Consider the following 26346-nt stretch of genomic DNA (forward strand, 5'->3'; position numbering starts at 1 on the left):
AACGACGGCGCGTTCGATCCAGAGCAGGGGGTTATCCTTTGCCACAAACGGGGCAATCTGCACGGCGAGGCAGTGTAATCTTGCGGCTTTCGCCATAGAGAGCGTCGTAAATCAGCATCTCACCCCTCAGTGCCAGACCCGCCCCGGTGATCACCTTGATCGCCTCAACAGCCATCATCGAACCGACGACGCCAGGCAAGGGGCCGATCACCCCAGCCTCGGCGCAGGACGGGGCCAGACCTGGAGCCGGAGCCTCGGGGAAAATGCACTGATAACAAGGCGCATCGTTGGCCGGGTCGAAAACGCTGAGCTGGCCTTCCCATTGCGACAGAGCCCCCGAAATCAGCGGCTTGCCCAACGCGACCGCCGTGCGATTGGCCAAATAGCGCGTGTCGAAATTATCAGTTCCGTCCAGGATGACGTCAAAATCGGAAAATAGCTCGGTGGCGACCTCTTCGGTCAGTCGGCGGTGATAGGGCAGAACAACCACATTCGGGTTTTGCGCCAGCATGGCCTGCTGGGCCGAAAAAACCTTGGGCATACCGATATCCGCATCCAGGTGGATCACCTGACGCTGAAGATTGGCGTTCTCAACCTCATCATCATCAATCACCCCGATCGTGCCGACCCCGGCCGCAGCCAGATACTGCAAAGCGGGCGCCCCAAGCCCCCCAGCGCCGATCACAAGCACGCGGGCCTGCTTCATCTTTTTCTGCCCTGGCCCACCAATTTCGCGCAACACGATATGGCGGGCATAGCGGTCAAGCTCGGTCTCGGAGAATTTGTCTGAGGGCATGGCTGGCTCCTTGTTCGAGGCCGGCGCCGCGCGTTTTCGCAGCGCTTTCAGTCCCCTTCCATAGATCAGAACCAGAACCCCCGTACCAACCAAAATCAACCAGGTCGCAGCAGAACCACCCGTGGCCTGACGCAGGGGGTTGCCAAGGGGCAAAACCAGCTGTGCCGAGATTACCCCCAGCAACAACACCCCAACCGAAATCATCCGTGCATTGCGTGACACGCCAGCCAGATAGCCGAGCCCCCAAAGCGCTGCGGCGATGATCAGGACAAGTAACATCAGCCGCGCCCGGTCGAACCGAACCCGCCTGCACCGCGGTCAGTATCGCTGAGTGTATCCGTGGCCTCGAATGACGCCTGCACCACCGGGGCGACGACCAGTTGGGCGATACGTTCCCCATGGGTGATTTCAAAGCTCTCCTGCCCAGCGTTCAACAGGATCACCCCCAGAGGGCCGCGATAGTCGCTGTCGATCGTACCCGGCGTATTGGGCAGCGTGATCCCGTATTTCAGCGCAAGGCCCGAGCGGGGCCGGACCTGCACCTCATACCCTTTTGGGATTTCAATCCGCAGTCCGGTGGGAACCAGAGCCCGCTGACCGGGCAGCAACGTGATCGGCGTCTTGTCCGGGAAGTTTGCACGCACATCCGCGCCTGCCGCTCCGGTGGTTTCATAAGATGGCAAGGGCACCGAAGGGTCGGCCCCGTCCTCACGGATCACACGAATTGCTACCATCGGATATCCTCTTGTCTAACCGGCCAACGCGTCGGAAATCTTGCGTGCCAGTTTTTCGGCCACTGCGTCTTTGCCCATGCGTGGCCATTCCTCGGCCCCATCGTCGGAAATCAGGATCACCGCGTTTTCGGCCCCTCCCATTATCCCGGTCGCAGGGCTGACATCATTGGCAACGATCCAGTCGCACTCTTTGCGCTCGCGTTTGGCGGTCGCATGTTCGATCACATTGTCCGTTTCCGCGGCAAAGCCAACAACTAGCGCGGGGCGTCCATCGTCAAGCTTGGCGACCCGCTTCAGAATGTCCGGGTTTTCAGCAAAATCCAGCGCCGGAAGACCGTCGCGTGTCTTTTTCAGCTTGCGGTCCGACGCGCTGGCCACCCGCCAATCCGCCACGGCGGCGGCAAATACCCCGGCATCGACAGGCAAGGCTGAATCCACCGCGTCTGACATCTGCTGGGCTGTTTCAACCCGCACAACCTCGACCCGATCGGGTGCGGGAACCTCAGCAGGTCCGGTTACAAACACAACCTCTGCACCCAACGCAGACAGAGCACGTGCAATCGCTGTGCCCTGCGCCCCTGATGAGCGGTTCGCGATATAGCGCACTGGGTCAATCGGCTCGTGCGTGGGACCCGAGGTCACAAGAATGCGTTTACCGCTGAGCGGTCCGCTGCCCAGCGATGCCTCAATCGCGGCGACGATCTCAAGCGGTTCCGACATGCGGCCCGGACCATATTCGCCACAGGCCATGTCGCCTTCGTTCGGCCCGACAAAACGAATGCCGTCCGCCTGCAACTGTTCAAAATTGCGCTGCGTCGCCGGGTGATCCCACATGCGGACATTCATCGCAGGCGCACACAGAACCGGTGTGTCCGTCGCCATCAATAGGGTCGAGGCCAGATCATTCGCCAACCCTCCCGCCATTTTGCCCATTAAATCCGCAGTCGCCGGAGCGACCACGACAAGATCCGCAGAGCGGGACAACTGGATATGCCCCATCTCGGCCTCATCGGTCAGATCGAACAGATCGCGATAGGCCTTCTCGCCGGCCAGCGCGGCAACAGACAGAGGTGTCACGAATTCTTCTGCTGCGCGGGTCAGGACCGGCGTAACGGCGGCGCCGCGTTCCTTCAGTCGCCGGATCAGATCCAGTGACTTATAGGCAGCAATACCGCCACCAATGATCAGCAGAATCCGTTTCGATGCCAGCATGTTGTGCCCTTCCCGTCTCGGTCGGCCCCGACATTAGGCAAGCGCGCCCGACAGTTCCAGCGGTTAATTCTGCGGTTGAAAGGCCAGGCAGGGGTCTTCTCGGTCCGCGGTCGGGCTGTCGATGACTGCATCATAGTCCCCTTGGATCGTACCGTCTTCAGACTGACCCAGGACATACACTTTAAGACCCGGACGCAGACGCGACAGGAATGTCGGAATACCGCGGTCCTTTCGCGCGTGGCCATTTCCGGTGATAACTGCAACCGGGCCACCGGTTTCGTCAACGGCACGCAATATGGCCCGTGCCAGCACCGCATCGCGCAACCTTTGGATCGCAACCAGCTGCGGCAGAGCGCTTTCAGGCAGCGCATCGCAATGCGCCGCCATCTGGTCAGCCTCGCGCGCCGCCTGTTCCGCCTTTGACAGAGGAACGGTCAACCCAAATCGCGCTGCGTCAGCGCCCAGCGCAGTTGCAGCGCCACGTTCCATCGCTGTACGCGCTGCCTTACGCGGGACCATTGCGCCATAGACCGGCGCATCCGTGGCCTGAAAGATCGGGTAATACAGGCTGAGAGGGGGCCAGCCGGATTCCGCCCAACGCAGGATGCGTGACAGTTCTTCGGGATCGGACGCCGCTTTTTGCGCCAGGCGCTGTGCGCCTTCCTCGGTGACCATTTCCCAGACCACGGCGGAGGGGTCGATCAATGTAATCGCCTGTTCCTGAACCAGATGATGGCGAGGATTGTCATGGGTTTCGCCCAACAAAACAACGTCTGCCATTCGCATCGCGGCCGTAACATCGTCAGGGATCAGGTCATCGGCATGACCGGACCCAGCCATAACCATCAGCGTACACATCAGAATCGCAATCTGTTTCATGCGATGAAGTGTTGCACCTCGCGCGATTGAGCTTCAAGGTTCTTACGCATTTTTACAAAAGCCGCGGCTTCAAGCTGACGCACCCTCTCTTTCGACAGGCCCAGTTCCTGACCCAGGCTTTCCAGTGTGCGCACCGGTTCACGCAGCTTGCGTTCGCGCACTATGAAGCGCTCTCGGTCGTTGAGGGCTTGCATCGCCATCACCAGCCATTCGCGCAACTGTTCGGTGTCGTGCTTGTTTTCAACGGTTTCAGCGGCCTGTTCCCGGTCATCCTCTAACGCGTCGATCCATTCGCGCCCGTCTTCATCCGTGGATTGCACAGCGTTCAACGAGAAATCCGACCCTGCCAGCCGGCCTTGCATCATCTCAACGTCGCGCAACGGAACACCGATCTCGGCTGCTATCATCTGGTGCAACTGGTGACGGTCCAGCGCCATCCCATCAGTGGCCGCTTCGCGTTCAAGCCGGGCCTGGACGCGACGCATGTTGAAAAACAGGGATTTCTGGGCAGAGGTGGACCCGGTCCGAACCATTGACCAGTTTCGCATTACATAGTCCTGGATACTCGCCTTGATCCACCAGACGGCGTAGGTCGAGAACCGAACCCCGCGATCCGGGTCAAATTTCTCAGCGGCCTTCATCAGACCCAATCCGGCCTCTTGGATCAGATCATTCATCGGCGCGCCGTAACGTTTGAACTTGGCCGCCATCGAAATTGCCAACCGCATATAGGCCGTGATCAACCGGTGCAGCGCCTTTTCATCGCGCTGGTCACGCCAGGCATAGGCCAGCTTCAACTCGGTTTCTGCATCCAGTAACTCGGCCTTCATCGCCCTGCGCGACATCGAGAAATCGTTTGCGCTGTCCAGTGCCATGGAAATCTCCCTTTTTCGCTGGCGCGGCCCGGGCTTGCCTTGCCGACCCATGGTCGATACGCAGAACAACACCAGGTGGATCACTTAAAAGGTAATGATCGTGGGTTCGGATTTAACCTTTGTGCTGGGCGGAGCAGCCTCAGGCAAGTCGGCATTCGCCGAGCAACTTGTTGTTTCATCAAGTAAAAGCCGCGTTTATCTGGCCACATCACAAGTGTTTGATGATGAGATGCGCGATAAGGTTAAGCGCCATGTTTCACAGCGCGGCAGCGGTTGGGAAACGATCGAGACCCCCCTGGACCTTGGCGCACCCCTGGCCGAGCTGACCCAGGATCAGATCTGTCTGATAGATTGTGCCACCATGTGGCTAACCAATCACCTGCTGGCGGAACACGACCTGCAGCAGGCCCAGACAGCACTGCTTGATGCGTTACGAGACTGTCCTGCCCCGGTCGTCATCGTCTCGAACGAGGTTGGCCACGGGATCGTCCCGGGCAACGCCCTGTCTCGCCAATTCCGCGAGGCGCAAGGCCGCCTGAACATCGCGCTCGCCGCGCAGGCTGATCTGGTGGTTCAGGTCACTGCCGGGCTTCCTGTGGTATTGAAAGGGCAACTGCCATGACGCGTCTGCATCTAGTCAGGCATGGTCCGACCCATGCCAAAACCATGGTCGGCTGGTCCGATCTGCCTGCTGACCTAAGCGACCACGCCGCCATTGGTCGGCTACAAAGCTACCTGCCGGCCAACGGGTTGTTGATCTCATCCGACCTGTGCCGTGCCGCTGACACGGCTTCGGCGGTACAGGGCACCCGGCACCGCCTGCCCCACCACCCCGACCTGCGTGAGATCAATTTTGGCAGTTGGGAATTGCGCGGGTTCGAGGAAATCGAGGCCGAAGACCCCGAACTAACCTTCGCCTACTGGGAAAATCCCGGTGAAGTTCGCCCGCCAAACGGCGAAAGCTGGAATGAAGTCCGAGCCCGCGTCAACGCGGTTATTGACAGGTTGATTGGCGATCACACCGGCCAGGACCTGATCATTGTTGCCCATTTCGGCGTCATCCTGACACAGGTCCAGCGTGCCATGGATGTGGACGCGCAAGAGGCTTTCGGCCACCGGATCGACAATCTTTCCGTGACGGAGATCACCCATCACGGCGACCATTGGTCGGTCGGTCGGATCAATCACTGCCCGTGATCGTACCGCGCACAAATCTCTGTTTTACGGATTGAATAGCCTGAGCCATCCTAGGCCCATGACCTATGATTTGTTTATCGGAGACCGCCTGTTTTCCAGTTGGTCCTTGCGTGGCTGGTTGATGCTGGAAAAGTTCGACCTGCCCTATCGAAACCACATGATCGGCCTGTATTCAGGCACCATGGCCGAGGAGATGAAACCCCTGTCCCCGGCACGTCTGGTGCCCGCCTTGCGCCTGCCAGACGGAACCGTGGTTGGCGAAAGCCTCGCCATGGCCGAGACCTTGGCAGAGCGCCACCCCGAGGCCGGATTGTGGCCCAGCGACGCCGCCGCCCGCGCCACTGCGCGCTGGCTTTGCACCGAGATGGTCGCCGGGTTCTCAGCTCTGCGCGGGGAATGCGCGATGCAGCTCCTGCACTGCTGGAAGGGGTTCGAACCCGCGGACGAAACGCTTGCCGACCTGCGCCGGATCGAAACCCTTTGGGATCATGCGCGCCAAGTGTCTGGGGCGAACACCGGCCCTTTGTTCGGTACATATTCTTTGGTGGATGTGTTTTACACGCCCGTTGCCGCGCGGATCATCGGTTATGGGCTGCCTGTTTCGGACGCCAACCGGGACTATTGCCTGACCCTCCTGTCGGATCCGGTTGTCAGGCAGTGGCGTGCGATGGGTCTGACAGTCCAGTACGACCCTTTCCCGTATTCGCTGGACCTTCAATCGGATCCCTGGCCAATCGGCGGGGCATTGTCTGCTGTGGCCGCCCAGAGCGGCCCCTCGGTCAACCAGACCTGCCCCTATTCCGGAGAGCCCGTCACAGATTTTCTGGACCTGGACGGTCAGCGCTGGGGATTCTGCAATCGGTTCTGCCGCGACAAAACCCTCGCCGATCCGGAGGCATGGCCGAAATTCACTCAGATGGTCAGCGCCGTTAACGATTCCTAAACCGGCGGCGTGCCAGTAACGACCTGTTAACCAAGCAGGTCGTTCATGGTCGCTCGTTCTCATACAGTCGCCTTTCAAGGTGTCGACGCCCGCCCGGTCGAGGTGCAATGCGCGGTTTCACCGGGGTTGCCTGCCTTTTCCATCGTCGGCCTGCCGGACAAAGCAGTTTCAGAGGCCCGCGATCGCGTCCGAAGCGCGCTAAGCTCGATGGCCATTGCCCTGCCGTCAAAGCGTATCACCATCAACCTATCCCCCGCTGACCTGCCCAAAGAAGGCAGCCATTTCGACCTGCCCATTGCGGTGGCTCTGCTGTCAGCCCTGGAAATCATTCCCAAGGACGCGGCTGAAGGGGCCGTTTCACTTGGGGAATTGTCACTGGACGGGTCTCTTGTGCCTGTTGTCGGGGCGCTTCCTGCCGCGATGACCGCCGCGGCCGAGGACCGAACCCTGCTGTGCCCTCGGGCCTCCAGCGCCGAGGCGGCTTGGGTTGACGCTACTCAGGTGATCGGCGCTGAATCTTTGGGCGATGTTGTCCGCCACTTCTCGGGCCAAGCCCCTTTGCCCGCTGCCCTGCCCGGCGAGGTCAACCTTTCCCCCAGCACCCGCGACCTGCGCGATGTCAAAGGGCAGGAGCGGGCGAAACGCGCGTTGGAGATTGCCGCCGCAGGGCGGCACCACCTGATGATGATCGGCACGCCAGGGTCCGGGAAATCCATGCTGGCCGCGCGCCTGCCGGGGATATTGCCGCCGCTGACACCGACCGAGGCGCTTGAAACATCGATGATCCAATCCCTGTGCGGCCTGCTTGACGAAGGCGGCATCAGCCGCACCAGACCGTTTCGCGAGCCGCATCATACGGCATCGATGGCGGCCATTGTTGGTGGAGGGAAAGGAGCCAAACCAGGAGAAATCTCATTGGCCCATAACGGGGTTTTGTTCATGGATGAATTTCCCGAATTCCCACGAACCGTTCTGGAAACCCTGCGCCAACCCATCGAAACAGGAGAGGTCATGATTGCACGTGCCAATGCGCATGTGAAATACCCCTGCCGCTTTATGCTGGTTGCCGCCGCCAACCCCTGCAAATGCGGCTACTTGACAGATCCGGCGCGGGCCTGCTCGCGTGCGCCGGTCTGCGGCGAGGATTATCTGGGGCGCATTTCAGGCCCGCTGATAGATCGGTTCGACCTGAGGATCGAGGTGCCTCCGGTCGGGTTCACCGACCTTGACCTACCTCCATCCGGGGACAGTTCGGCCACGGTTGCCGCGCGTGTCGAGCAGGCGCGTGCGGTTCAAGCGCAAAGATACACTGGAACGTCCGCGCGCCAGAATGCGGATGTTGAGGGCAATGTGCTGGAAGAAATCGCCGCGCCGGATGCCGAAGGAAAAGAGCTGCTGTTGAAAGCGGCTGAGAAATTTGGTTTGTCGGCGCGCGCCTTTCACCGCATCTTGCGGGTCGCGCGGACCATCGCCGATCTGGACGGCGCATCAGATGTCCGAAGACCCCATGTGGCCGAGGCGCTGAGCTTTCGCATCAGCGCCAATATTGCATCTTAAAGCCTGGCTTCGATGGCCTGCCAAATCTTTTCTGCGATGTTCACGCCATCAAACCGTTCCAATTCCTGAATTCCGGTTGGCGAAGTCACGTTAATCTCGGTCAGGTAATCGCCGATTACATCGATACCAACAAAAACCTGCCCTTTTTCCTTCAACAAAGGTCCAATGGCTGCGCAAATCTCAAGATCGCGATCCGTCAGACCAACCTTTTCGGGCCGTCCCCCCACATGCATGTTGGATCGTGTTTCACCTTTGGCGGGAACACGGTTGATTGCACCCACAGCCTGACCGTCCACCAGAATGACCCGTTTGTCGCCATTGCTAACATCGGGCAGGAATTTCTGAACGATCAGAGGTTCGCGCGAAAACCCGGTGAACAATTCGTGCAAAGATGTCAGGTTCCGGTCGTTGCCATCCAACCGGAACACCCCCGCACCGCCATTTCCATAAAGCGGTTTCAGGATAATATCGCCGTGCTTTTCTTTGAACGCCTTAATCGTCTGCAGATCGCGGGCGATGGTTGTCGGTGGCGTCAGATCAGGGAAATCCAGCACCAGGAGTTTTTCGGGATAGTTCCGAACCCAGAATGGATCATTTACCACCAGCGCCTGTCCCTTAAGGCGGTCCAGCAGGTGGGTAGAAGTGATATAGTGCATGTCAAACGGGGGATCCTGACGCAGCCAGACCACGTCGAACTCGGCCAGATCAACCTCGCGCTCGGGCCCCAATTCTGCCGGGTTTCCGGCCACGCGCTGCACCGTCATATCGTGGCCGCGGGCCGTGATCCGGCCCTCCTGATAAGCCAGTTTGTCAGGGCTGTAGAAGAACAGCGTATGCCCGCGCGCCTGTGCCTCTTCGGCCAGACGGAATGAGCTGTCGGCATTGATATCCACGGCCCCGATCGGGTCCATCTGAAAGGCAATTTTCATGGCGTGTCCCTCAGTTTCACGCCAGATACATGGCCCAGCCAGGCCGGGGGTTCAATGGGGTCAGACCTGATCAAAGGCGTTTTCGATGATTTGCACCGCGCCGAATGCATCCACCAAAGCCGCATCAAACCGAACATTTGTCAGCTGGCCGTTGGGTTCCCCTTCCAGAAATTGGGCGGCCGAGGCACAGATACGGTCCATCTGGCGCCGTTTGATCCGGGCAGCAGCCATCTCAAAGCTTGTGCTTTTCTTGACCTCGACGAAAACCAATCCGTCACCGTTGCGGACGATCAGATCAATCTCGCCCCCTGCCCCGCGCCAACGGCGATGTGCTATGGAATATCCCCGCCGCTCGTAATCTGCCGCAACCTGCTGTTCCGCCGCCTGACCCGCATGATAAGAAACCGAACTTCGGACAGTGCGTGAGGTCATCTTACCCTTTCCCGAGTTTCAGCGCCTTCTGATAGATCGGTCGACGCGGCAGTTTATACATCTGCGACACCAAATCCGCCGCATCGCGTACTGAATGAGTTTCCAGGGCGCGTATCAAAGCCTCTTCTATGTCTGAATCGTTAACAGTTTCCGAAGCCCCACGGTCTACCAGCAGAACAATTTCGCCTTTGACCGTCTGACTCGCCAATTCTTCTGCCAGCTCTGCCAGCGACCCGCGCCGAACTTCTTCGAATTTCTTGGTTAATTCGCGGCACATCGCGGCCTGCCTGTTTTCCCCTAGAACCTCGGCCAGATCCGACAGACAGGACGCCACACGTTTCGGAGATTCATAAAATACCAACGTTCCAGGCACATCTCGCAGCGTCTCGATCCGCGTCCGGCGCGCGCCTGAGGCATTGGGCAAAAACCCCGCAAAGAAAAAGGCATCCGTCGGCAAACCGGCCAGCGTCAGCGCCATCAGCGCGGCGGACGGCCCCGGCGCGCAGGTGACAGTGTGCCCCGCCTCGGCCGCCTGTCGTCCCAGATCGTATCCCGGGTCCGCGATCAACGGCATCCCGGCCTCGGACGCATAAGCCACTGATTTCCCCTCTTTCAGCGCATCCAGGATTTTGCCGCGGGCGCCTGCACCGCTGTGATCGTGATAGGCAAGAATGCGGCGCCCCTCGAGAGGAACGCCGTGAATCTCCATCAACCGGCGCAGGCTGCGCGTGTCTTCGGCGGCAATCATGTCCACCGACGCCAACACGTCTAGCGCCCTGAGCGTAATGTCGCGCGCCGCCCCGATCGGAGTGGCAACAAAATACAGGCCCGTGCCCAATTTGACTTTTTGAAAATTCAAAGCTGGACCCTCACAGCGTGACGTCTATTATCGCGGCGCAAATAATGGCAGCATCCCAAGCCGCCGGATCAGGGAGTTTTCATTTAGATGTTTACCGTTTGCAAGCCCGTTCGCAAGTTGGCGCGTGCAGCCGCCGTCTTGGCCACCGCGACCATTCTGGCGGCGTGTGACGTCAGCAGTATCGGCGGAGGCCCGTCGATCAACACCTCAAAACCTGTACCGGTTGCTTTGCTGGTTCCGGCCGGATCTGGAAATTCCGGGGATGCTGAACTGGCGCGTAGCCTTGAAAACGCAGCCCGCCTGGCGATGTCCGATCTGCAGAATGTACAGATTGATTTGCGGGTCTACGACACCCGGGGCAATTCGGGTACCGCCGCAACAGTCGCGCAGCAAGCCGTGGCAGACGGTGCAAAGATAATCATCGGTCCGGTCTACGCCCAGGCGGCAAACTCAGCTGGTCTTGCGGTACTGAACAACAAGGTCAACCTGCTGTCGTTTTCGAACAATACCAGCATCGCAGGCGGCAATGTCTTCGTGCTTGGCCCCACTTTTGGAAACACCGCCAACCGGTTGGTCAACTATGCCGGTTCGCGCGGCAAGACCGGAACGGTCATCGTGCATAGCAACGATGCCGCCGGGCGGCTTGGACAATCGGCTATTGCAACCGCACTGAGCAACAGCCGAGTGGGTAATGCAGGCACGGTCGGCTATGACCGCTCTCAGCAGGGGGTCATCAACTCGGTGCCGACAATCAAGGCTACTGTGGCGTCCTCGGGGGCGGATTCGATCTTTCTGACTTCGACCACTGCAGGGGCGTTGCCGCTGTATTCCCAGCTTCTACCAGAAGCGGGCGTCTCCCCGGCAACCACGCAATATATGGGCCTGACTCGCTGGGACATCCCGGCCCAGACACTGGAACTGCCAGGCGTTCAGGGTGGCTGGTTCGCATTGCCGGACCCATCCAAGGCACAGGCTTATCGTCAGCGGTACAACAACACATATGGCGAGGCACCACATCCGATCAGTGGCCTAGCCTATGATGGCATAGCCGCGATTGCTGCCTTGGTCAGCCAGGGCAAATCCGACGCTCTGACCGCATCTGCCCTAACTCAGAACGCCGGTTTTCAGGGCGTTGGCGGTATCTTCCGTCTGCGACCCAACGGTACGAATGAACGTGGTCTGGCCATTGCCACGATCCAGAACAAACAGGTGGTTGTGATTGACCCTGCCCCACAAAGCTTCTCTGGCGCCGGATTCTGATCGGCAGGCTCTGACACTCATCCCAAGGGGTGACCTGATTTGCCAGCCCGAAGAAATCTTTGACAGCGCAGCCGTTATGGCACAGCTGTCAGAGGCCTTCGACAAGACATCTGATAACGCCGAAAGGCGCGGCGAAACCGTGCGGATTTTGCGCAACGTCCAGAAATCCGGTCGTCAGGCAATCGCGGATGCCTTTGTCCGCGATCCATTTGACGCGCGGCGGCTGACCCATTCCTATACCTACCTGACCGACGGGCTGGTCTGCACCGCGATGCAAGTGGCCAGTCGCGAGCTTCACCCGCTGGCCACGCCGACACAGGGTGAAAAAATGGCCGTGCTGGCAGTGGGCGGCTATGGGCGCGGGGAAATGGCCCCGTCCTCGGATGTCGATCTGCTGTTTCTGACCCCCTACAAAATCACTGCCTGGGCAGAGAGTGTGATCGAGTCCATGTTGTATATCCTGTGGGATCTGCGGCTGAAGGTCGGGCATTCTTCGCGCACCATCAAGGATTGCCTGCGCCTGGGATCCGAGGATTTCACCATTCGCACCGCGATGTTGGAACAGCGCTATTTGGCTGGCGACGCCGATCTGGCAAATGAGTTGGAAACGCGCCTGAAAGACGATCTGTTCAAAGGCACTGAGCGCCAGTTCATCGAGGCCAAGCTGCAGGAACGCGACGCGCGCCATCTGAAACAGGGCGAGCGGTATATGGTCGAGCCCAACGTAAAAGAGGGCAAAGGCGGATTGCGCGACCTGCAATCGCTCTACTGGATTGCCAAATATATCTACGGCGTTCAGGACGTGGCCGAGTTGGTACCGCTGGGTCTGTTCACCCCCGAGGAATTCAGCACTTTTGTGGAAGCCGAAGATTTCCTGTGGGCCGTTCGCTCGCATTTGCATCTGGTGACCGGGCGCGCAACCGAACAACTGTCCTTTGACATGCAGGTCGAGGTTGCTTCCCGTATGGGATACGAAGACCGGGCCGGTCGTCGGGCGGTCGAAGTGTTTATGCAGCGCTATTTCCGCGAGGCCACGAAGGTTGGCGAGCTGACGCGCATCTTCCTGACCAAACTCGAGGCGACGCATATGAAAGGCGCGCCTCTGCTAGAGCGTATTTTCCGCCGCCGCCCCAGGATCAAAGCCGGATATAAAGTCGTCCATGGACGTCTGGATGTAGCCGACCCGAACAAGTTTCTGGCGGACAAGCTGAACCTTCTGCGCCTGTTCGAGGAAGGTCTGCGCACCGGCATGCTGATCCACCCGGACGCGATGCGGCTGGTCAGCGCCAACCTGAACCTGATTGATGACGACATGCGCGAAGACAAAGAGGCGCGGCGCATCTTTCTCGACCTGATGTTGAAACACGGCAACCCGGAACGCGCCCTGCGCCGCATGAACGAACTGGGGGTGCTGTCGGCCTTTCTGCCCGAGTTCGAACACATCGTGGCGATGATGCAATTCAACATGTACCACAGCTATACGGTCGATGAGCACACCATTAAGTGCATCGTCAACCTGGCCCAGATCGAACGCGGAGAGTTGGGGGAATCCCTGCCGCTGGCCTCGTCGATCCTGAAAGGCGGGGTCAATCGCAAGGTTCTGTATGTCGCCCTGCTGATCCATGACATTGCCAAGGGGCGGCCCGAGGATCATTCGATTTTGGGCGCGCAGATGGCCCGCAAGATCGCACCTCGACTGGGTTTGAACAAATCGGATTCGGAAACCGTGGAATGGCTGGTGCGATATCATCTATTAATGTCAGACATGGCGCAGAAACGCGATATTTCCGACCCGCGCACGGTACGCGATTTTGCCAAAGCCGTGAAGACGGTCAAACGGCTGGACCTGCTGACCGTGTTGACCGTCTGCGACATTCGCGGCGTTGGGCCCAATACCTGGAACAACTGGAAAGCAACCCTGCTGCGGGCGCTGCATGCTGAAACCAAGCGCGCGCTTGAGACCGGGATGGAAGACCTCAACCGCGCCAATCGCGGTGCCGGTGCCAAAAAGGCGTTGCGGGCCGAGCTGGCAGGCTGGACCAAAGCCGCCCTCAAGACCGAAACAGGGCGGCACTATGACCCCTATTGGCAGGGCTTAAACCTGTCGACCCATATAGAATTTGCCGAGATGCTGAAAGAGCTGGATCGCAGCGGTGACGCGGGCGCGATGGAAATCCGTCTGCACCCGGACGAAGACCGCGACGCGACGCGGGCCTGTTTTGCCATGGGTGATCATCCCGGCATCTTTGCCCGTATCGCAGGTGCTTTGGCCTTGGTCGGGGCCAATGTGGTTGATGCGCGCAGTTACACCACCAAAGATGGCTATGTCACCGATGCGTTCTGGATTCAGGACGCTGATGGCCACCCGTTCGAGGCCAGCCGCCTGCCGCGCCTGACACAGATGATCCACAAGACCCTCAAGGGCGAGGTGGTCGCGCGGGATGCTCTTAAATCACGCGACAAGATCAAGAAGCGCGAGCGGGCCTTCAACGTCCCGACCCATATCATCTTCGACAATGACGGGTCCGAGATTTACACGATCATCGAGGTCGACACCCGGGACCGTCCCGGCCTGCTTTACGATCTGGCGCGGACGCTGGCTGCGGCGAATGTCTATGTCGCCAATGCGGTGATCGCGACCTATGGCGAACAGGTGGTGGATACCTTCTACGTCAAGGATATGTTCGGGTTGAAATACCACTCGGAAGGCAAACAGCGCGGGCTTGAAACCAAGCTGCGCAAGGCCATCTCCGAAGGCGCCGAGCGCGCGGTCTCATGAAGCAGATCCGGCTGTTTTCAGGCCTGTTCACTGTCGGGTTCTGGACCCTGGCCAGCCGTATTCTGGGCTTTCTGCGGGAAATCCTGCTGACCGCCTACATCGGGCCCGGGCCAGTAATGGATGCATTCGTCGCCGCCTTTCGCCTGCCCAACATGTTCCGCCGCTTCTTTGCCGAAGGTGCGTTTAACGCAGCCTTTGTGCCGATGTTTTCCAAACGGCTGGAAGGCGGGGAAAACGCGCAAGGCTTTGCACAGGACGCGTTCAACCTGCTGGCCGTGGCGGTGCTGGCGCTGGTCGGGCTGGCGATGGTTTTCATGCCTGGTCTGGTCTGGCTGACGGCTGAGGGCTTTTACGGTGACGACCGCTTCGACCTTGCCGTTGATTATGGATATGTGGTCTTTCCCTACATCTTTTTCATGTCGCTTGCGGCGTTGTTCTCGGGCGTGCTGAACGCAACCGGCCGTTTCGCAGCTGCAGCTGCCGCCCCGATTTTACTGAACATCTTTGCCTGCACAGCACTGATCGCCGGCGCTATATCAGGCGGAGAGGTCATCCGTTGGCTGATCGCCGTCATCCCCATCGCTGGAGTTGCGCAGCTAGCGCTGGTCTGGGTTGCAACCGAACGTGCGGGCATCCGTATCCGCCCGGGCCTGCCGAAACTCAGCCCTGAAATGCGCAACATGGTCCGCATTGCGGTTCCGGCCGCCTTGGCCATGGGAGTTACACAGGTCAATCTGGTGGTGGGCCAGCTGGTTGCTTCGAAAACCGAAAAGGCCGTCAGCTGGTTGTTTGCAGCGGATCGCTTGTACCAGTTGCCATTGGGCGTCGTGGGCATCGCCGTCGGCATCGTCCTGTTACCCGATCTATCTCGCCGCCTGCGCGCTGGGGACAAATCGGGCGCCCGCGATGCGTTTTCTCGCGCAGGTGAGTTTACGTTGCTGTTGACCATCCCGTCGACCGTTGCCTTTGTCCTCATCCCCACCCAGCTGGTCTCGGTTCTGTTCGAGCGCGGACAGTTCACCCCCGAAGACACCGCCGCCACCGCACTTGCCGTGGCGATCTATGGCATCGGCCTGCCCGCGTTCATGCTGCAGAAATTGTTGCAGCCTTTGTATTTCGCGCGAGAAGATACACGCTCGCCCTTTCACTATGCAGTGTTTGCGATGGTCGTGAACGCTGCACTGGCTTTCGGGCTGTATCCGTTGGTGGGATGGTTCGCACCGGCGATTGCCGCCTCGGTGGCCGGATGGGCGATGGTTGGACTGCTGGCCTTGGGCGCGCGAAAAATGGGGAAAGAAGCGCAGTTTGACGACCGGTTCAAGAACAGGGCATGGCGGATCATTGCGGCGTCCCTGGGGATGGGAGCTGTCCTGTATGCCGCTATTGAGCTGTTTGGGTGGGCCTTTGCCCTGGAAGGCTGGCGTTACCTGGCACTGCTCGGCTTGATCATCGTTGCTGCAGTTACGTATTTCCTGCTCGGCCACCTGATTGGTGCATTCAAACTTTCCGAGTTCAGAAAGGCTCTGCGTCGATCCTGATCAGTCGCGCCGAATACGCCTGACGATCCGCGCCCACCCACCCGGAGCAACCAGGAACGACAGGGCAAAACCAGTGGCAAAACCGCCCAGATCAGCCACCCAGTCCAGCGTTCCGCCAAACAGCAGGCCGAACAACAACTGAATGCCCATCAAAACGGCGATCAGGCTGAAGGCGCGGGATTGGTTTGCGCCCACCAGCGACAGCTTGCGCCATAATATCCACGTAAACGCTCCGATCAGCCCATAGACCGGAGGGAACCCACCCACCAGCGGAAAGCGCGGATCTAGCAACAGTGCATAAGCCAGCGCACCACCCACGCCAGACAGAACGAAGATCACCAGCATCTGAACGCTGCCGAAAACCTCGGCCACCATTTTACCCATGGCCAGCACAAAGACGCAGACAAAGATGGCCTGCGTGAACGTGCCGGATACAAACGGATAAGTGACAAAGCGGATCAGATGCTCGAACGACCAACGCCCGTTTTCCATCATCCAGTCAAAGATATCTGCCGAAAACGAATAGTGCTGCAAAGCGTCCAGGCGCCAGCCTACAGCAGTTGGCCCTCCAATGATCCCGCGCGTACCTAGAGTAAATGCCAGTTCAACCCCCATGATGAACACACACAAAGCCACCACCACGGGCGGCAGAGGGTTCACGGCGGGTGTATAATGCTCACTGCTCATTGGGCGGGCCCTTCGCGGCTGTTGACGTCCCTTTGCCTCATGGGTAAGCGACGGGGGCTGATTTTTCCAGACGGGAGTTCCCTTCGATGACCGATTCCAAGTTCACGCCGCGCGTGTTTTCCGGCATCCAGCCTTCGGGAAACCTGCACCTAGGCAACTATCTGGGTGCGCTCAAGCGCTTTGTGGATATGCAGGGTGAGGATTACGAGACCATCTATTGCATGGTCGACCTGCACGCGATCACCGTCTGGCAGGACCCCGCCAACCTACGGGAAAAGACCCGCGAGGTCTGTGCCGGCTTCATTGCGGCCGGCCTTAACCCTGAGAAATCGATCCTTTTCAATCAAAGCCAGGTGCCCGAGCACACCCAACTGGCCTGGATTTTCAACTGCATCGCCCGGATGGGCTGGATGCAGCGGATGACCCAGTTCAAGGACAAAGCGGGCAAGAATGCGCAGAACGCCTCGTTGGGGCTGCTTGCCTATCCTGCGCTGATGGCAGCGGATATTCTAACCTATCACGCCACTCATGTACCGGTTGGCGAGGACCAGAAACAGCACCTGGAACTGACCCGCGACATAGCGCTCAAGTTCAATCATGACTATGGCGTGGATTTCTTTCCTCTCACCGAACCGGTGATCGGAGGGCCCGCTCCACGTGTGATGAACCTGCGGGACGGGACGCGCAAAATGTCATCCTCCGACCCCTCTGACATGACCCGGATCAACATGACCGATGATGCCGAGACGATCGCCAAGAAAATCCGAAAGGCCAAGACCGACCCGGACGCTCTGCCTTCGGAAGTCGATGGCTTGGACAACCGCCCCGAGGCCCGCAATCTGGTGAATATCTACGCCGCCCTCAGCGATCAGACGGCGGATCAGGTTCTGGCCGACGTTGGCGGCAAGCAATTTGGCGAGTTCAAACCGATGCTGGCCGATCTGGCGGTTGCCAAACTGTCTCCGATCTCGACCGAAATGGCCCGCCTGATGGGTGAAGAGGCCGAGATTGATCGCATTCTGGCAAATGGTGCCGAAAAAGCGCGCGCGATTGCGGCCCCGATCCTGCAGCAGACCTACGACATCGTCGGCATGGTTGGTGCGAAACGGGGCTGATTGGCTCTGGACGTTGCCTTAACGCCTTCCTAGGTTTGCCGCAAAGCTTGGGAGGGCGTCATGGCAGTCGGCAAGAACATCCGCACCTATTTCAACGGGCAATGGCATGATGGGGATGCACCGATCATGCGCGCTGCGGATCATGGCGCATGGCTGGGATCATCCGTCTTTGACGGCGCGCGGTTCTTCAACGGGCTGACCCCGGACCTGAACGCCCATTGCGCCCGCGTGAACCGCTCTGCCGAGGCGCTGATGCTGACCTCCACCGTCACCACAGACCAGATGGTCGAGATCGTGCTGGAAGGGCTTGAGACCTATGCGCCCGACGCGGCCGTGTATATCCGCCCGATGTATTGGGGGATCGACGGAGATGCGACAGCGATCGTACCGCAGGAAAACAGCACCGGGTTTGCTGTCTGCCTGGAAGAGATTCCGATGGCGCCTGAGACCGCCTCGGCCACGCTGGGACTGACCCGATTCCGCCGTCCGGTACTGGAATCCTCGGTGGTGAATGCCAAGGCCGGGTGCCTGTATCCCAACAATGCACGGATGCTGAACGAGGTACGTGCGAACGGGTTTTCGAATGCTCTGGTGGCTGACGCATTGGGCAACGTAGCCGAAACCGCAACCGCCAATATCTTTATGGTCCGCGACGGCGAGGTCTTTACCCCCGTCCCCAACGGCACCTTCCTTGCTGGCATCACCCGTGCACGACATATCAAAAACCTGCGGGCCGACGGCGTGGCTGTGCATGAGGCGGTTCTGAGTTTCGAGGATTTCTACGGGGCCGACGAGGTATTCATGACTGGCAACATGAGCAAGATCACCCCGGTGACTGCGCTGGAGGACACCCGGTTTCAGGTCGGTCCCATCGCCCGGCGTGCACGCGACCTGTATTGGGACTGGGCCGCCAGTGGGCGTTAGGCTCTGGTTGCCAGCACGCACCTAGTCGGGCATGATCCCCGGAAATGAATGAGGACACCCATGCGCAAGTTCCTAGTGGTTCTGGATGACAGTCGCGAATGCCTGAATGCGATGCGATTCGCGGCTATGCGCGCGGCCCATACCGGCGGCGGCGTAACAATCCTGTCGGTAATCCCACCGGACGAATTCAACCATTGGATCGGTGTTGCCACCGTCATGCGTGAAGAAGCGCGCGAGCGTATCCATGCGCATTTTGAAGTTTTCGCAAAATGGATGCGCGACAAGCAAGACGTTGATCCTGAACTGGCCATCCGCGAAGGCGAGCCCGTTGCCCAGATCATCGAGCATGTGCAATCCGATCCTGATATCGGCGTTCTGGTTCTGGGTGCAGGCACCGACAAAAAGGGACCTGGCCCATTGGTGACTCAACTGACCAAAAACTCAGGCAGCCTGCCCATCCCAATCACTATTGTTCCCGGTGATCTAAGCAAAGAAAAGCTCGAAGCGATCACCTGAGGCCAGAGCGATGCAGCGCAGCATTCAATTTTGGTTCGAATTCGCCTCGACCTATTCCTATCTCAGCGCGATGCGTATCGAAGAGGTCGCCGCCCGCCATGGGGTGTCGGTCGAATGGCAGCCTTTTCTGCTGGGGCCGATCTTTGCAGCCCAAGGGTGGGATAATTCTCCGTTCAATCTGTACCCGGCAAAAGGCCGGTACATGTGGCGGGATATGGAACGCCTGACCGCCCAGCGCGGCTTGCCATTTGTCCGGCCCGATCCTTTTCCGCAGAACGGCTTGAAAGCGGCCAGGTTAACATTGGCGATTGAAGATCAGGGGCAAAAAGCTGCCTTTGTGCGCGCCGTCTATTCTGCCGAATTTGCCCAAAGGCAGAACATCGCGGATGAGGCTGTTTTGGCCGGATGCCTCAGCTCAGCCGGGCTTGCCGCTGATTTACTTTCCCAGACCCAGAATCCGGCGATCAAAGCAGCGCTTATCGCGCAGACAAAAACCGCTCAGGCCAAAGGGCTTTTTGGCGCGCCCAGCTTTCTGGTCGGGGACGAGCTGTTTTGGGGCGATGATCGGCTGGACGACGCGATAAGCTTAGCTGCGGAAATTTAGAATCGTTCCAATTCTTGACTTCCAGCTCGTGGACCCGCATATCAGAGACAACAGATACGGAGCCGCGCCATGTTCATCCAGACCGAATCCACACCGAACCCTGCAACCCTGAAATTCCTGCCCGGCCAGACCGTGCTGGAAGCGGGCACTGCAGATTTCCCATCGGCTGAGGCTGCGGAAAAGTCGCCGCTGGCCAACCGCATTTTCGCTGTGAGTGGCGTGACCGGGGTATTTTTCGGCAATGACTTCGTAACCGTGACCAAAGCGGACGACATCCAGTGGGACCACATCAAACCCGCCATTCTGGGCGCGGTGATGGAGCATTACCAGTCCGGCCAGCCGATCATGGGCGCGGATGCCAATGCGGGTTCGGGCCATGCTGAACACAGCGGTGAGGACGCCGAAGTGGTCAACCAGATCAAAGACCTGCTGGACAGCCGTGTGCGCCCGGCAGTCGCGCAGGACGGCGGCGACATCACGTTCCACGGCTTTGACCGCGGCGTTGTCTACCTGCACATGCAAGGGGCCTGCGCAGGCTGCCCATCCTCGACCCTGACGTTGAAGATGGGGATCGAAAACCTGCTGCGTCACTACATTCCCGAAGTGACCGAGGTGCGCCCTGTTGCCGTCTGAACCACTCATTCTGGCGTTTGACACATCGGCCGCGCATTGCGCGGCCGCTTTGTTGCGCGGTGACCGGATTGTGGCGTCTTGTGTCGAGCCCATGTCGCGGGGACAAGCCGAACGTCTGATGCCGCTGCTCGAAGAGGTGCTGTCATCAGAGCAATGCTCATGGCGCGACCTGTCGGCAATCGGCGTTGGAATTGGCCCAGGCAATTTCACCGGCATCCGCATCTCGGTCTCGGCCGCGCGGGGTCTGGCCTTAGGTCTGGGGATACCGGCCATCGGTGTGTCGGGCTTTGACGCGCTTGCCACCCTGGACGGCGAGGCGTTGCCCGCAATTCGCGCGCCGAGAGATCAGGTCTATGTTTCGCAGCCTGATATGGAACCAGCACTGATCCAGCTTGATCAGGCAAAATCGCTGGGCACACTGATGTTCAACGACAACCCCAGCGCTCAGGTCTGCGCTATTGCCCGAGTGGCTGCACAAAGAAGGCTGACCAAGGCCGAGGCTCCCGCCCCTCTTTACATACGCCCCGCTGATGCGGCGCCCTCCAAGGACCAACCGCCGATGTTGCTGGACGGATGACTCCCGAAGAACTGGCAAATACTCACGCCGCAGCATTCACACAATCGCGCCCCTGGACCGCCACAGAGTTTGCAGAGCTGCTGCAGAATCGTTTTACCCATATCGTCGGCGACACCCAGTCCTTTGCCCTTTTTCGGGCAATCGCTGACGATGCCGAACTGCTGACGATTGCCACCCATCCCACAGTTCAGCGTCAGGGACTGGCTAGGAAACGTATGGTCGAATGGCACGCGGCTGCCAAAAAACTGGGCGCTATCCGGGCGATTCTGGATGTTTCCATCGCCAACCAGCCCGCGATTACACTTTACAAGCATTGCGGGTATCATGTGTGCGGCACGCGCAAGAATTACTATACGGTTGAAAATAATCAGAAAATTGATGCCATCGTCATGGAATGCAATTTAACCTGAGACAGGCCGCGAATTTTCTTGGACCAAATGGTCAAAAATCTGTTGACCGCGGCGGTTGCAAACGGCCTTAATTCCCGCCATCACAACGGTTATGCTCGCTAACAGTGGGTAAACGGGGCTATCTTGGCTCCAACCGAAAAAAAACAAACGGGAGTAACAAATGACCCTGATGAAATCCTTGATGGGCGCCGCAGCGGCGGTTGCACTGACAGCGGGTGCCGCACTGGCCGAACCGGCACTGATCTTTGATCTGGGCGGCAAGTTCGACAAATCGTTCAACGAAGCCGCGCATAACGGCGCCTCACGCTGGGCGGAAGAAACGGGCGGCACCTACCGCGAGATCGAAATGCAGTCCGAAGCGCAACGCGAACAGGCCCTGCGCCGCTTTGCCGAAGCAGGCTCGAACCCGATCATCACCATGGGTTTCGGTATGGCTGACCCGCTCAGCGCGGTTGTTGCCGACTATCCGGACACGAAATTCGTTGTTGTCGACGTAACCTGGCTGGACGCGCCCAACCTGCGTCAGGTTGGTTTCGCTGAACACGAAGGCTCGTATCTGGTTGGTATGATGGCTGCGATGGCGTCCGAATCCGGTACCGTTGGCTTCATCGGCGGCATGGATGTTCCGCTGATCCGTCACTTTGGCTGCGGCTATGCTCAGGGTGCCAAGGCGGTGAACCCCGATATCAACGTGGTTGCCAACATGACCGGCACAACGCCTGCGGCATGGAACGACCCGGTTAAGGGCTCGGAACTGACAAAGGCACAAATCAGCCAGGGTGCCGACGTGGTCTATGCCGCAGCTGGCGGCACCGGTGTTGGTGTTCTGCAAACCGCTGCTGACGAAGGCATCCTGTCAATCGGTGTCGACAGCAACCAGAACCACCTGCACCCGGGCAAAGTTCTGACCTCGATGCTGAAGCGCGTGGACGTCGCTGTTTATGAGGCGATGAGCGCAGGCGAGAACGTTGAGACCGGCGTATATATCATGGGTCTGGCCGAAGACGGCGTTGGCTATGCGATCGACGACAACAACGCTCCGCTGGTTTCGGATGATATGAAAGCAGCAGTCGACAAAGCCCGTCAGGACATCATCGACGGCAATGTTTCAGTTGTCAGCTATTACGAGAACGACAGCTGCCCAGCACTGCAGTTCTGATATCGCGCGGGTCGGGGGTGATGCTCCCGGCCCGATTCCACTTTGCTGCACCGGGATGACCGGGCAGTCCTTTCGGCAACTGAGGACAAGACATGACCGTCCCCGCCATTGAGCTCAAAGGGATATCCAAATCCTTTGGGCCGGTTCAGGCCAACAAAGACATTTCCATCAGCGTCGCCCCCGGTACGATCCATGGGATCATCGGTGAAAACGGTGCGGGCAAATCCACGCTGATGAGCATTCTCTACGGCTTTTACAAAGCCGACAAAGGTGAAATCTGGATCAATGGTCAAAAGACCGAAATCCCTGACAGCCAGGCCGCGATCGCCTCGGGCATCGGGATGGTGTTTCAGCATTTCAAACTGGTCGAGAATTTCACCGTTCTGGAAAACATCGTGCTGGGCGCCGAGGATGGCGGGCTATTGGCCCCGTCCCTGACCAAGGCCCGCAAAGAGTTGAAAGAGCTGGAAGAAGAATACGAACTGTTCGTTGACCCCGACAAGCGTATCGACGAAATCGGTGTGGGGATGCAGCAGCGGGTCGAGATCCTCAAGGCGCTGTATCGCAAGGCCGAGATCCTGATTCTGGACGAACCGACGGGTGTTCTAACCCCCTCCGAGGCGGATCAGCTATTCCGCATCCTCGACCGGCTGCGGGCCGAGGGGAAGACGATCATCGTGATCACCCACAAGCTGCGCGAGATCATGGAAAACACCGACACCGTGTCGGTCATGCGCCGCGGGCAAATGACGGCCACCGTGAAAACCGCCGAGACCAGCCCCGAAGAACTGGCCGAGCTGATGGTGGGCCGCAAGGTTCTGCTGCAGGTCGACAAGGTTCCGGCGCAGCCCGGTAAGCCCATCCTCGAGATTGAAAACCTGCGTGTTTTCGACAGCGCGGGCGTCGAGCGTGTCAAAGGCATCGACTTGAACGTGCGCGCTGGTGAGATCGTGGGCATCGCAGGCGTCGCCGGCAATGGCCAATCCGAACTGCTAGAGGTTCTGGGCGGGATGCGCCCGGGCCAGGGCCAGATCAAACTGAACGGCACGCCGCTTGCGCTCAGCGGGGTGGGGTCAGATGGCCAGGCGCGGCGCGCGCAGCACATTGCGCATGTGCCCGAAGACCGCCAGCGCGAAGGCCTGATCATGGATTTCCACGCCTGGGAGAACGTGGCCTTCGGATATCACCGTGACCCGGCCTATCAACGCGGCATCTTCATGGATAATGCGGCGCTGCGCGCTGATACCGAAGCCAAGATCGAAAAATTCGATGTGCGCCCGCCGAACCCCTGGCTGTCGGCTAAAAGCTTTTCGGGCGGCAATCAGCAGAAGATCGTCGTCGCGCGTGAAATCGAACGTAACCCAGACCTGCTGTTGGTCGGTCAGCCGACCCGAGGCGTGGATATCGGGGCGATCGAATTCATTCACAAACAGATCGTCGACCTGCGCGACCAGGGCAAGGCGATCCTGCTGGTCTCGGTCGAGCTGGAAGAGATATTCTCGCTGTCGGATCGGATCGCGGTCATGTTTGACGGACATATCATGGGCGAACGCCTGCCCCATGAAACTGATGAAAAAGAACTTGGCCTGTTGATGGCCGGTGTTGCGGGAGAGGCAGCGTAACATGGAAAAAATGCCCAAATGGGCCGATGTCGTTCTGATCCCGGTGATCAGTCTGCTTCTGGCCGCAATCCTGTCGGCGCTGGTCATCCTCGCCATTGGCGAAAACCCGATCGAAGCGGTGAACCTGATGGTCACCGGCGCGCTGGGATCGACCTATGGCTGGGGCTATACGCTATATTACGCCACGAATTTCATGTTCACCGGACTGGCCGTGGCGGTCGCCTTTCATGCCCGGCTGTTCAATATCGGTGGCGAAGGTCAGGCGATGCTGGGCGGGCTTGGCGTGGCCGTCGTGTGCCTTTACATCGACTGGCCGCATTGGAGCATCGCCTTGCTGGCCGCCTGTGCCGCATCGATGGTGTTCGGGGCCGCTTGGGCGGCCATTCCGGCCTATCTGCAGGCCAAACGCGGCAGCCATATCGTGATCACCACGATCATGTTCAACTTCATCGCTGCTGCCTTGCTGAACTATATGCTGGTCAACGTCATGCGCCCGCAGGGCTCGCAAGACCCGGCAACTGCACGCTTCCCCGAGGCGGTGCATCTGCCGACGTTCCAGTCGATGTTCTCGACCGCTGAAAACGTCGTATTCCGTGGCGCACCCGCCAATATCTCATTCTTTGTTGCAGTCCTGGCCTGTGTGATCGTCTGGGCGCTGATCTGGCGCACCCGGCTGGGCTATGAGATCCGCGCCTATGGGCATTCGGAAACCGGTGCCGTCTATGCCGGTATTTCTCCGGTACGGATCACCATCATCGCCATGCTGATCTCGGGCGCGCTGGCTGGTCTGATGGCCACGAACAACGTGATGGGTGAGGCAGAGCGGCTGGTTCTGAACTCGACCGAGGGCGCTGGCTTTATCGGTATCGCCGTGGCGCTGATGGGCCGGTCCCATCCGTTTGGCGTTTTCCTTGCGGCGCTGCTGTTTGGTTTCCTCTATCAGGGCGGGGCCGAGCTGGCGCTATGGACGTCTATCCCGCGCGAGCTGATCGTAGTCATTCAGGCCCTGGTGATCCTGTTCACCGGCGCGCTTGACAACATGGTCCGCATGCCGCTCGAGAAGCTGTTCCTGGCCATGCGGAAGGAGGGCTAAGCGATGGATACTTTCGTTACCCTCATCCAGGTCCTCGATTCGACCGTCCGCTTGGCCACGCCGCTGTTGCTGGCATGTCTGGCCGGTCTGTATTCCGAACGCGCCGGTATTTTCGACATCGGGCTTGAGGGCAAGATGCTGATCGCGGCGTTCTTTTCTGCCGCCGTCGCCGCCGTGACCGGATCGGTCTGGCTGGGATTGCTGGCCGGAATCGCGGCCTCGCTTGTTCTGTCCGCATTGCATGGGGTGGCCTCGATTACCTTTCGGGGCAACCAGCTGATTTCGGGCGTCGCCATCAACTTTCTGGCCTCGGGGCTGACGGTCCTGATCGCGCAAAGCTGGTTCAAGCAGGGCGGGCGTACCCCCTCGCTGTTTGGCGGAGGGCGCTTTGAACCGATCACTTTCCCTTTTGCGGATGCCGTGAGCGATGTCCCTTTCCTTGGGCCAATCTATTCCGAGCTGCTGTCCGGCCATTCAATCCTTGTCTATGTATCATTCCTCCTGGTCCCGACAACCTGGTGGGTTTTGTACCGCACCCGCTTTGGCCTGCGCCTGCGCGCGGTGGGTGAAAACCCAGCCGCTGTGGATACGGCCGGGGTTTCTGTCGTTGGGCTGAGATTTGCGGCTGTCGCGATCTGTGGCGTGCTGTGCGGCATTGCGGGTGCCTATCTGGCCACGGCCCTGCAAGCTGGATTCGTCAAGGAAATGACTGCCGGTCGCGGGTTCATCGCCCTGGCGGCGCTGATCTTTGCAAAATGGCGGCCATGGCACGCGATGTGGGCTTGCCTGCTGTTCGGACTGTTGCAAGCCGTTGCGTTGCGGTTCCAAAATATTGACCTGGGTGGCGTGGTGATTCCTGTGCAGGTCATGGATGCGCTGCCATATATCCTGACCGTCGTCATTTTGGCCGGCTTTGTCGGCAAGGCCGTTCCACCGAAAGCCGGTGGCGAACCCTATGTAAAAGAGCGGTAATAGGTCCAGTTTGAAACACACGTCAGTCCTGTTCGCTGCATGGC

Annotated in this window: 27 protein-coding genes; 18 read left to right on the forward strand and 9 right to left on the reverse strand. The window is 59.3% G+C overall.

All coding sequences use genetic code 11. From position 1 onward, the window contains the following. Positions 1 to 31 precede the first annotated feature (31 nt). The 5 genes from AC2FJ5_RS05915 to AC2FJ5_RS05935 form a co-directional block, all read right to left on the reverse strand. The gene (locus AC2FJ5_RS05915; protein WP_271948361.1) at positions 32 to 1075 is read right to left on the reverse strand and encodes a HesA/MoeB/ThiF family protein; all 1044 of its coding nucleotides are present in this window, start codon (positions 1073 to 1075) and stop codon (positions 32 to 34) included. Beyond that, positions 1075 to 1530 (reverse strand): dUTP diphosphatase, encoded by a 456-nt coding sequence (dut, locus tag AC2FJ5_RS05920; RefSeq protein WP_271948363.1) that lies wholly within the window; start codon positions 1528 to 1530, stop codon positions 1075 to 1077. The genes AC2FJ5_RS05915 and dut overlap by 1 nt, the downstream gene beginning before the upstream one ends. A 15-nt stretch (positions 1531 to 1545) precedes the next feature. Continuing rightward, the gene (coaBC, locus tag AC2FJ5_RS05925) at positions 1546 to 2742 is read right to left on the reverse strand and encodes a bifunctional phosphopantothenoylcysteine decarboxylase/phosphopantothenate--cysteine ligase CoaBC (protein ID WP_496792781.1); all 1197 of its coding nucleotides are present in this window, start codon (positions 2740 to 2742) and stop codon (positions 1546 to 1548) included. Positions 2743 to 2805: 63 nt separating this feature from the next. Next, positions 2806 to 3621, reverse strand: coding sequence for a ChaN family lipoprotein (locus tag AC2FJ5_RS05930; protein ID WP_281995197.1), 816 nt, complete (start codon positions 3619 to 3621; stop codon positions 2806 to 2808). Further along, a complete protein-coding gene (locus AC2FJ5_RS05935; protein WP_496792782.1) occupies positions 3618 to 4496 on the reverse strand; it encodes an RNA polymerase factor sigma-32 in 879 nt (292 codons plus the stop codon). The genes AC2FJ5_RS05930 and AC2FJ5_RS05935 overlap by 4 nt, the downstream gene beginning before the upstream one ends. Positions 4497 to 4596: 100 nt before the next feature. Between AC2FJ5_RS05935 and cobU the strand changes: the two genes are divergently transcribed. From cobU to AC2FJ5_RS05955, 4 genes are read left to right on the forward strand one after another with little or no spacing between them, the layout of a single operon-like run. Beyond that, entirely contained in the window at positions 4597 to 5118 is a 522-nt protein-coding gene (cobU, locus tag AC2FJ5_RS05940) for a bifunctional adenosylcobinamide kinase/adenosylcobinamide-phosphate guanylyltransferase (protein ID WP_496701724.1), read from the forward strand. Further along, a complete protein-coding gene (locus tag AC2FJ5_RS05945; protein WP_496792783.1) occupies positions 5115 to 5693 on the forward strand; it encodes a histidine phosphatase family protein in 579 nt (192 codons plus the stop codon). Before cobU ends, AC2FJ5_RS05945 begins: the two co-directional genes overlap by 4 nt. A 58-nt stretch (positions 5694 to 5751) precedes the next feature. Next, on the forward strand, positions 5752 to 6636 hold the full coding sequence (locus tag AC2FJ5_RS05950; RefSeq protein WP_496792785.1) for a glutathione S-transferase N-terminal domain-containing protein: 885 nt from the start codon (positions 5752 to 5754) through the stop codon (positions 6634 to 6636). Between the two features lie 45 nt (positions 6637 to 6681). Continuing rightward, positions 6682 to 8193 carry a YifB family Mg chelatase-like AAA ATPase gene (locus tag AC2FJ5_RS05955; RefSeq protein ID WP_496792786.1) on the forward strand — a complete coding sequence of 504 codons (1512 nt, stop codon included), beginning with the start codon at positions 6682 to 6684 and terminating at the stop codon, positions 8191 to 8193. On the opposite strand, the gene gshB is transcribed toward AC2FJ5_RS05955, so the two are convergent. Genes gshB through rsmI form a run of 3 tightly spaced genes read right to left on the reverse strand, consistent with a single transcriptional unit; the run spans position 8190 to position 10413 of the window. After that, complete coding sequence (gene gshB, locus AC2FJ5_RS05960; RefSeq protein ID WP_281995201.1) at positions 8190 to 9122, reverse strand: glutathione synthase; 933 nt, start codon at positions 9120 to 9122, stop codon at positions 8190 to 8192. The two genes, AC2FJ5_RS05955 and gshB, sit on opposite strands and share 4 nt — an antisense overlap. A 60-nt stretch (positions 9123 to 9182) precedes the next feature. After that, complete coding sequence (locus AC2FJ5_RS05965) at positions 9183 to 9554, reverse strand: YraN family protein (RefSeq protein WP_281995202.1); 372 nt, start codon at positions 9552 to 9554, stop codon at positions 9183 to 9185. Position 9555: 1 nt separating this feature from the next. Beyond that, the gene (gene rsmI / locus AC2FJ5_RS05970; protein WP_496706237.1) at positions 9556 to 10413 is read right to left on the reverse strand and encodes a 16S rRNA (cytidine(1402)-2'-O)-methyltransferase; all 858 of its coding nucleotides are present in this window, start codon (positions 10411 to 10413) and stop codon (positions 9556 to 9558) included. Between the two features lie 87 nt (positions 10414 to 10500). On the opposite strand from rsmI, the gene AC2FJ5_RS05975 reads away from it, so the two are divergent. From AC2FJ5_RS05975 to murJ, 3 genes are read left to right on the forward strand one after another with little or no spacing between them, the layout of a single operon-like run. Next, on the forward strand, positions 10501 to 11673 hold the full coding sequence (locus AC2FJ5_RS05975) for a penicillin-binding protein activator (RefSeq protein WP_496706235.1): 1173 nt from the start codon (positions 10501 to 10503) through the stop codon (positions 11671 to 11673). Beyond that, complete coding sequence (locus AC2FJ5_RS05980) at positions 11633 to 14452, forward strand: [protein-PII] uridylyltransferase (RefSeq protein WP_496792788.1); 2820 nt, start codon at positions 11633 to 11635, stop codon at positions 14450 to 14452. Before AC2FJ5_RS05975 ends, AC2FJ5_RS05980 begins: the two co-directional genes overlap by 41 nt. Further along, positions 14449 to 15990, forward strand: coding sequence for a murein biosynthesis integral membrane protein MurJ (gene murJ, locus AC2FJ5_RS05985; RefSeq protein WP_496792789.1), 1542 nt, complete (start codon positions 14449 to 14451; stop codon positions 15988 to 15990). The genes AC2FJ5_RS05980 and murJ overlap by 4 nt, the downstream gene beginning before the upstream one ends. Here murJ and AC2FJ5_RS05990 read toward each other — a convergent pair whose 3' ends face one another. After that, positions 15991 to 16677, reverse strand: coding sequence for a rhomboid family intramembrane serine protease (locus tag AC2FJ5_RS05990; RefSeq protein ID WP_496792790.1), 687 nt, complete (start codon positions 16675 to 16677; stop codon positions 15991 to 15993). An 86-nt stretch (positions 16678 to 16763) separates the two neighbouring features. On the opposite strand from AC2FJ5_RS05990, the gene trpS reads away from it, so the two are divergent. The 11 genes from trpS to AC2FJ5_RS06045 all read left to right on the forward strand — a co-directional run bounded on the left by trpS (position 16764) and on the right by AC2FJ5_RS06045 (position 26302). Then, on the forward strand, positions 16764 to 17792 hold the full coding sequence (gene trpS, locus AC2FJ5_RS05995) for a tryptophan--tRNA ligase (RefSeq protein WP_496709185.1): 1029 nt from the start codon (positions 16764 to 16766) through the stop codon (positions 17790 to 17792). Positions 17793 to 17852: 60 nt separating this feature from the next. After that, entirely contained in the window at positions 17853 to 18716 is an 864-nt protein-coding gene (locus AC2FJ5_RS06000; protein WP_496700865.1) for a branched-chain amino acid aminotransferase, read from the forward strand. 60 nt (positions 18717 to 18776) lie between these two features. After that, positions 18777 to 19232 (forward strand): universal stress protein, encoded by a 456-nt coding sequence (locus AC2FJ5_RS06005; protein WP_142635548.1) that lies wholly within the window; start codon positions 18777 to 18779, stop codon positions 19230 to 19232. A gap of 10 nt (positions 19233 to 19242) precedes the next feature. Beyond that, positions 19243 to 19836, forward strand: coding sequence for a 2-hydroxychromene-2-carboxylate isomerase (locus AC2FJ5_RS06010; protein WP_496792791.1), 594 nt, complete (start codon positions 19243 to 19245; stop codon positions 19834 to 19836). A gap of 69 nt (positions 19837 to 19905) precedes the next feature. Next, positions 19906 to 20469 carry a NifU family protein gene (locus AC2FJ5_RS06015; protein ID WP_496792793.1) on the forward strand — a complete coding sequence of 188 codons (564 nt, stop codon included), beginning with the start codon at positions 19906 to 19908 and terminating at the stop codon, positions 20467 to 20469. Beyond that, positions 20459 to 21046 carry a tRNA (adenosine(37)-N6)-threonylcarbamoyltransferase complex dimerization subunit type 1 TsaB gene (gene tsaB, locus AC2FJ5_RS06020; protein ID WP_496785940.1) on the forward strand — a complete coding sequence of 196 codons (588 nt, stop codon included), beginning with the start codon at positions 20459 to 20461 and terminating at the stop codon, positions 21044 to 21046. Before AC2FJ5_RS06015 ends, tsaB begins: the two co-directional genes overlap by 11 nt. Continuing rightward, positions 21043 to 21456: a GNAT family N-acetyltransferase gene (locus AC2FJ5_RS06025; RefSeq protein ID WP_496792794.1), complete on the forward strand. Its 414-nt coding sequence runs from the start codon at positions 21043 to 21045 to the stop codon at positions 21454 to 21456. Before tsaB ends, AC2FJ5_RS06025 begins: the two co-directional genes overlap by 4 nt. A 160-nt stretch (positions 21457 to 21616) precedes the next feature. Next, positions 21617 to 22615, forward strand: a complete 999-nt coding sequence (locus tag AC2FJ5_RS06030; RefSeq protein WP_142635539.1) for a BMP family lipoprotein — start codon at positions 21617 to 21619, stop codon at positions 22613 to 22615. 92 nt (positions 22616 to 22707) lie between these two features. Further along, the gene (locus AC2FJ5_RS06035; protein WP_496792795.1) at positions 22708 to 24237 is read left to right on the forward strand and encodes an ABC transporter ATP-binding protein; all 1530 of its coding nucleotides are present in this window, start codon (positions 22708 to 22710) and stop codon (positions 24235 to 24237) included. 1 nt (position 24238) lies between these two features. After that, positions 24239 to 25330 carry an ABC transporter permease gene (locus AC2FJ5_RS06040; RefSeq protein WP_142635535.1) on the forward strand — a complete coding sequence of 364 codons (1092 nt, stop codon included), beginning with the start codon at positions 24239 to 24241 and terminating at the stop codon, positions 25328 to 25330. A gap of 3 nt (positions 25331 to 25333) precedes the next feature. Continuing rightward, positions 25334 to 26302 (forward strand): ABC transporter permease, encoded by a 969-nt coding sequence (locus AC2FJ5_RS06045; protein WP_142635533.1) that lies wholly within the window; start codon positions 25334 to 25336, stop codon positions 26300 to 26302. Positions 26303 to 26346 lie beyond the last annotated feature (44 nt).

It is taken from the genome of Ruegeria sp. CDSA221, assembly GCF_059611825.1.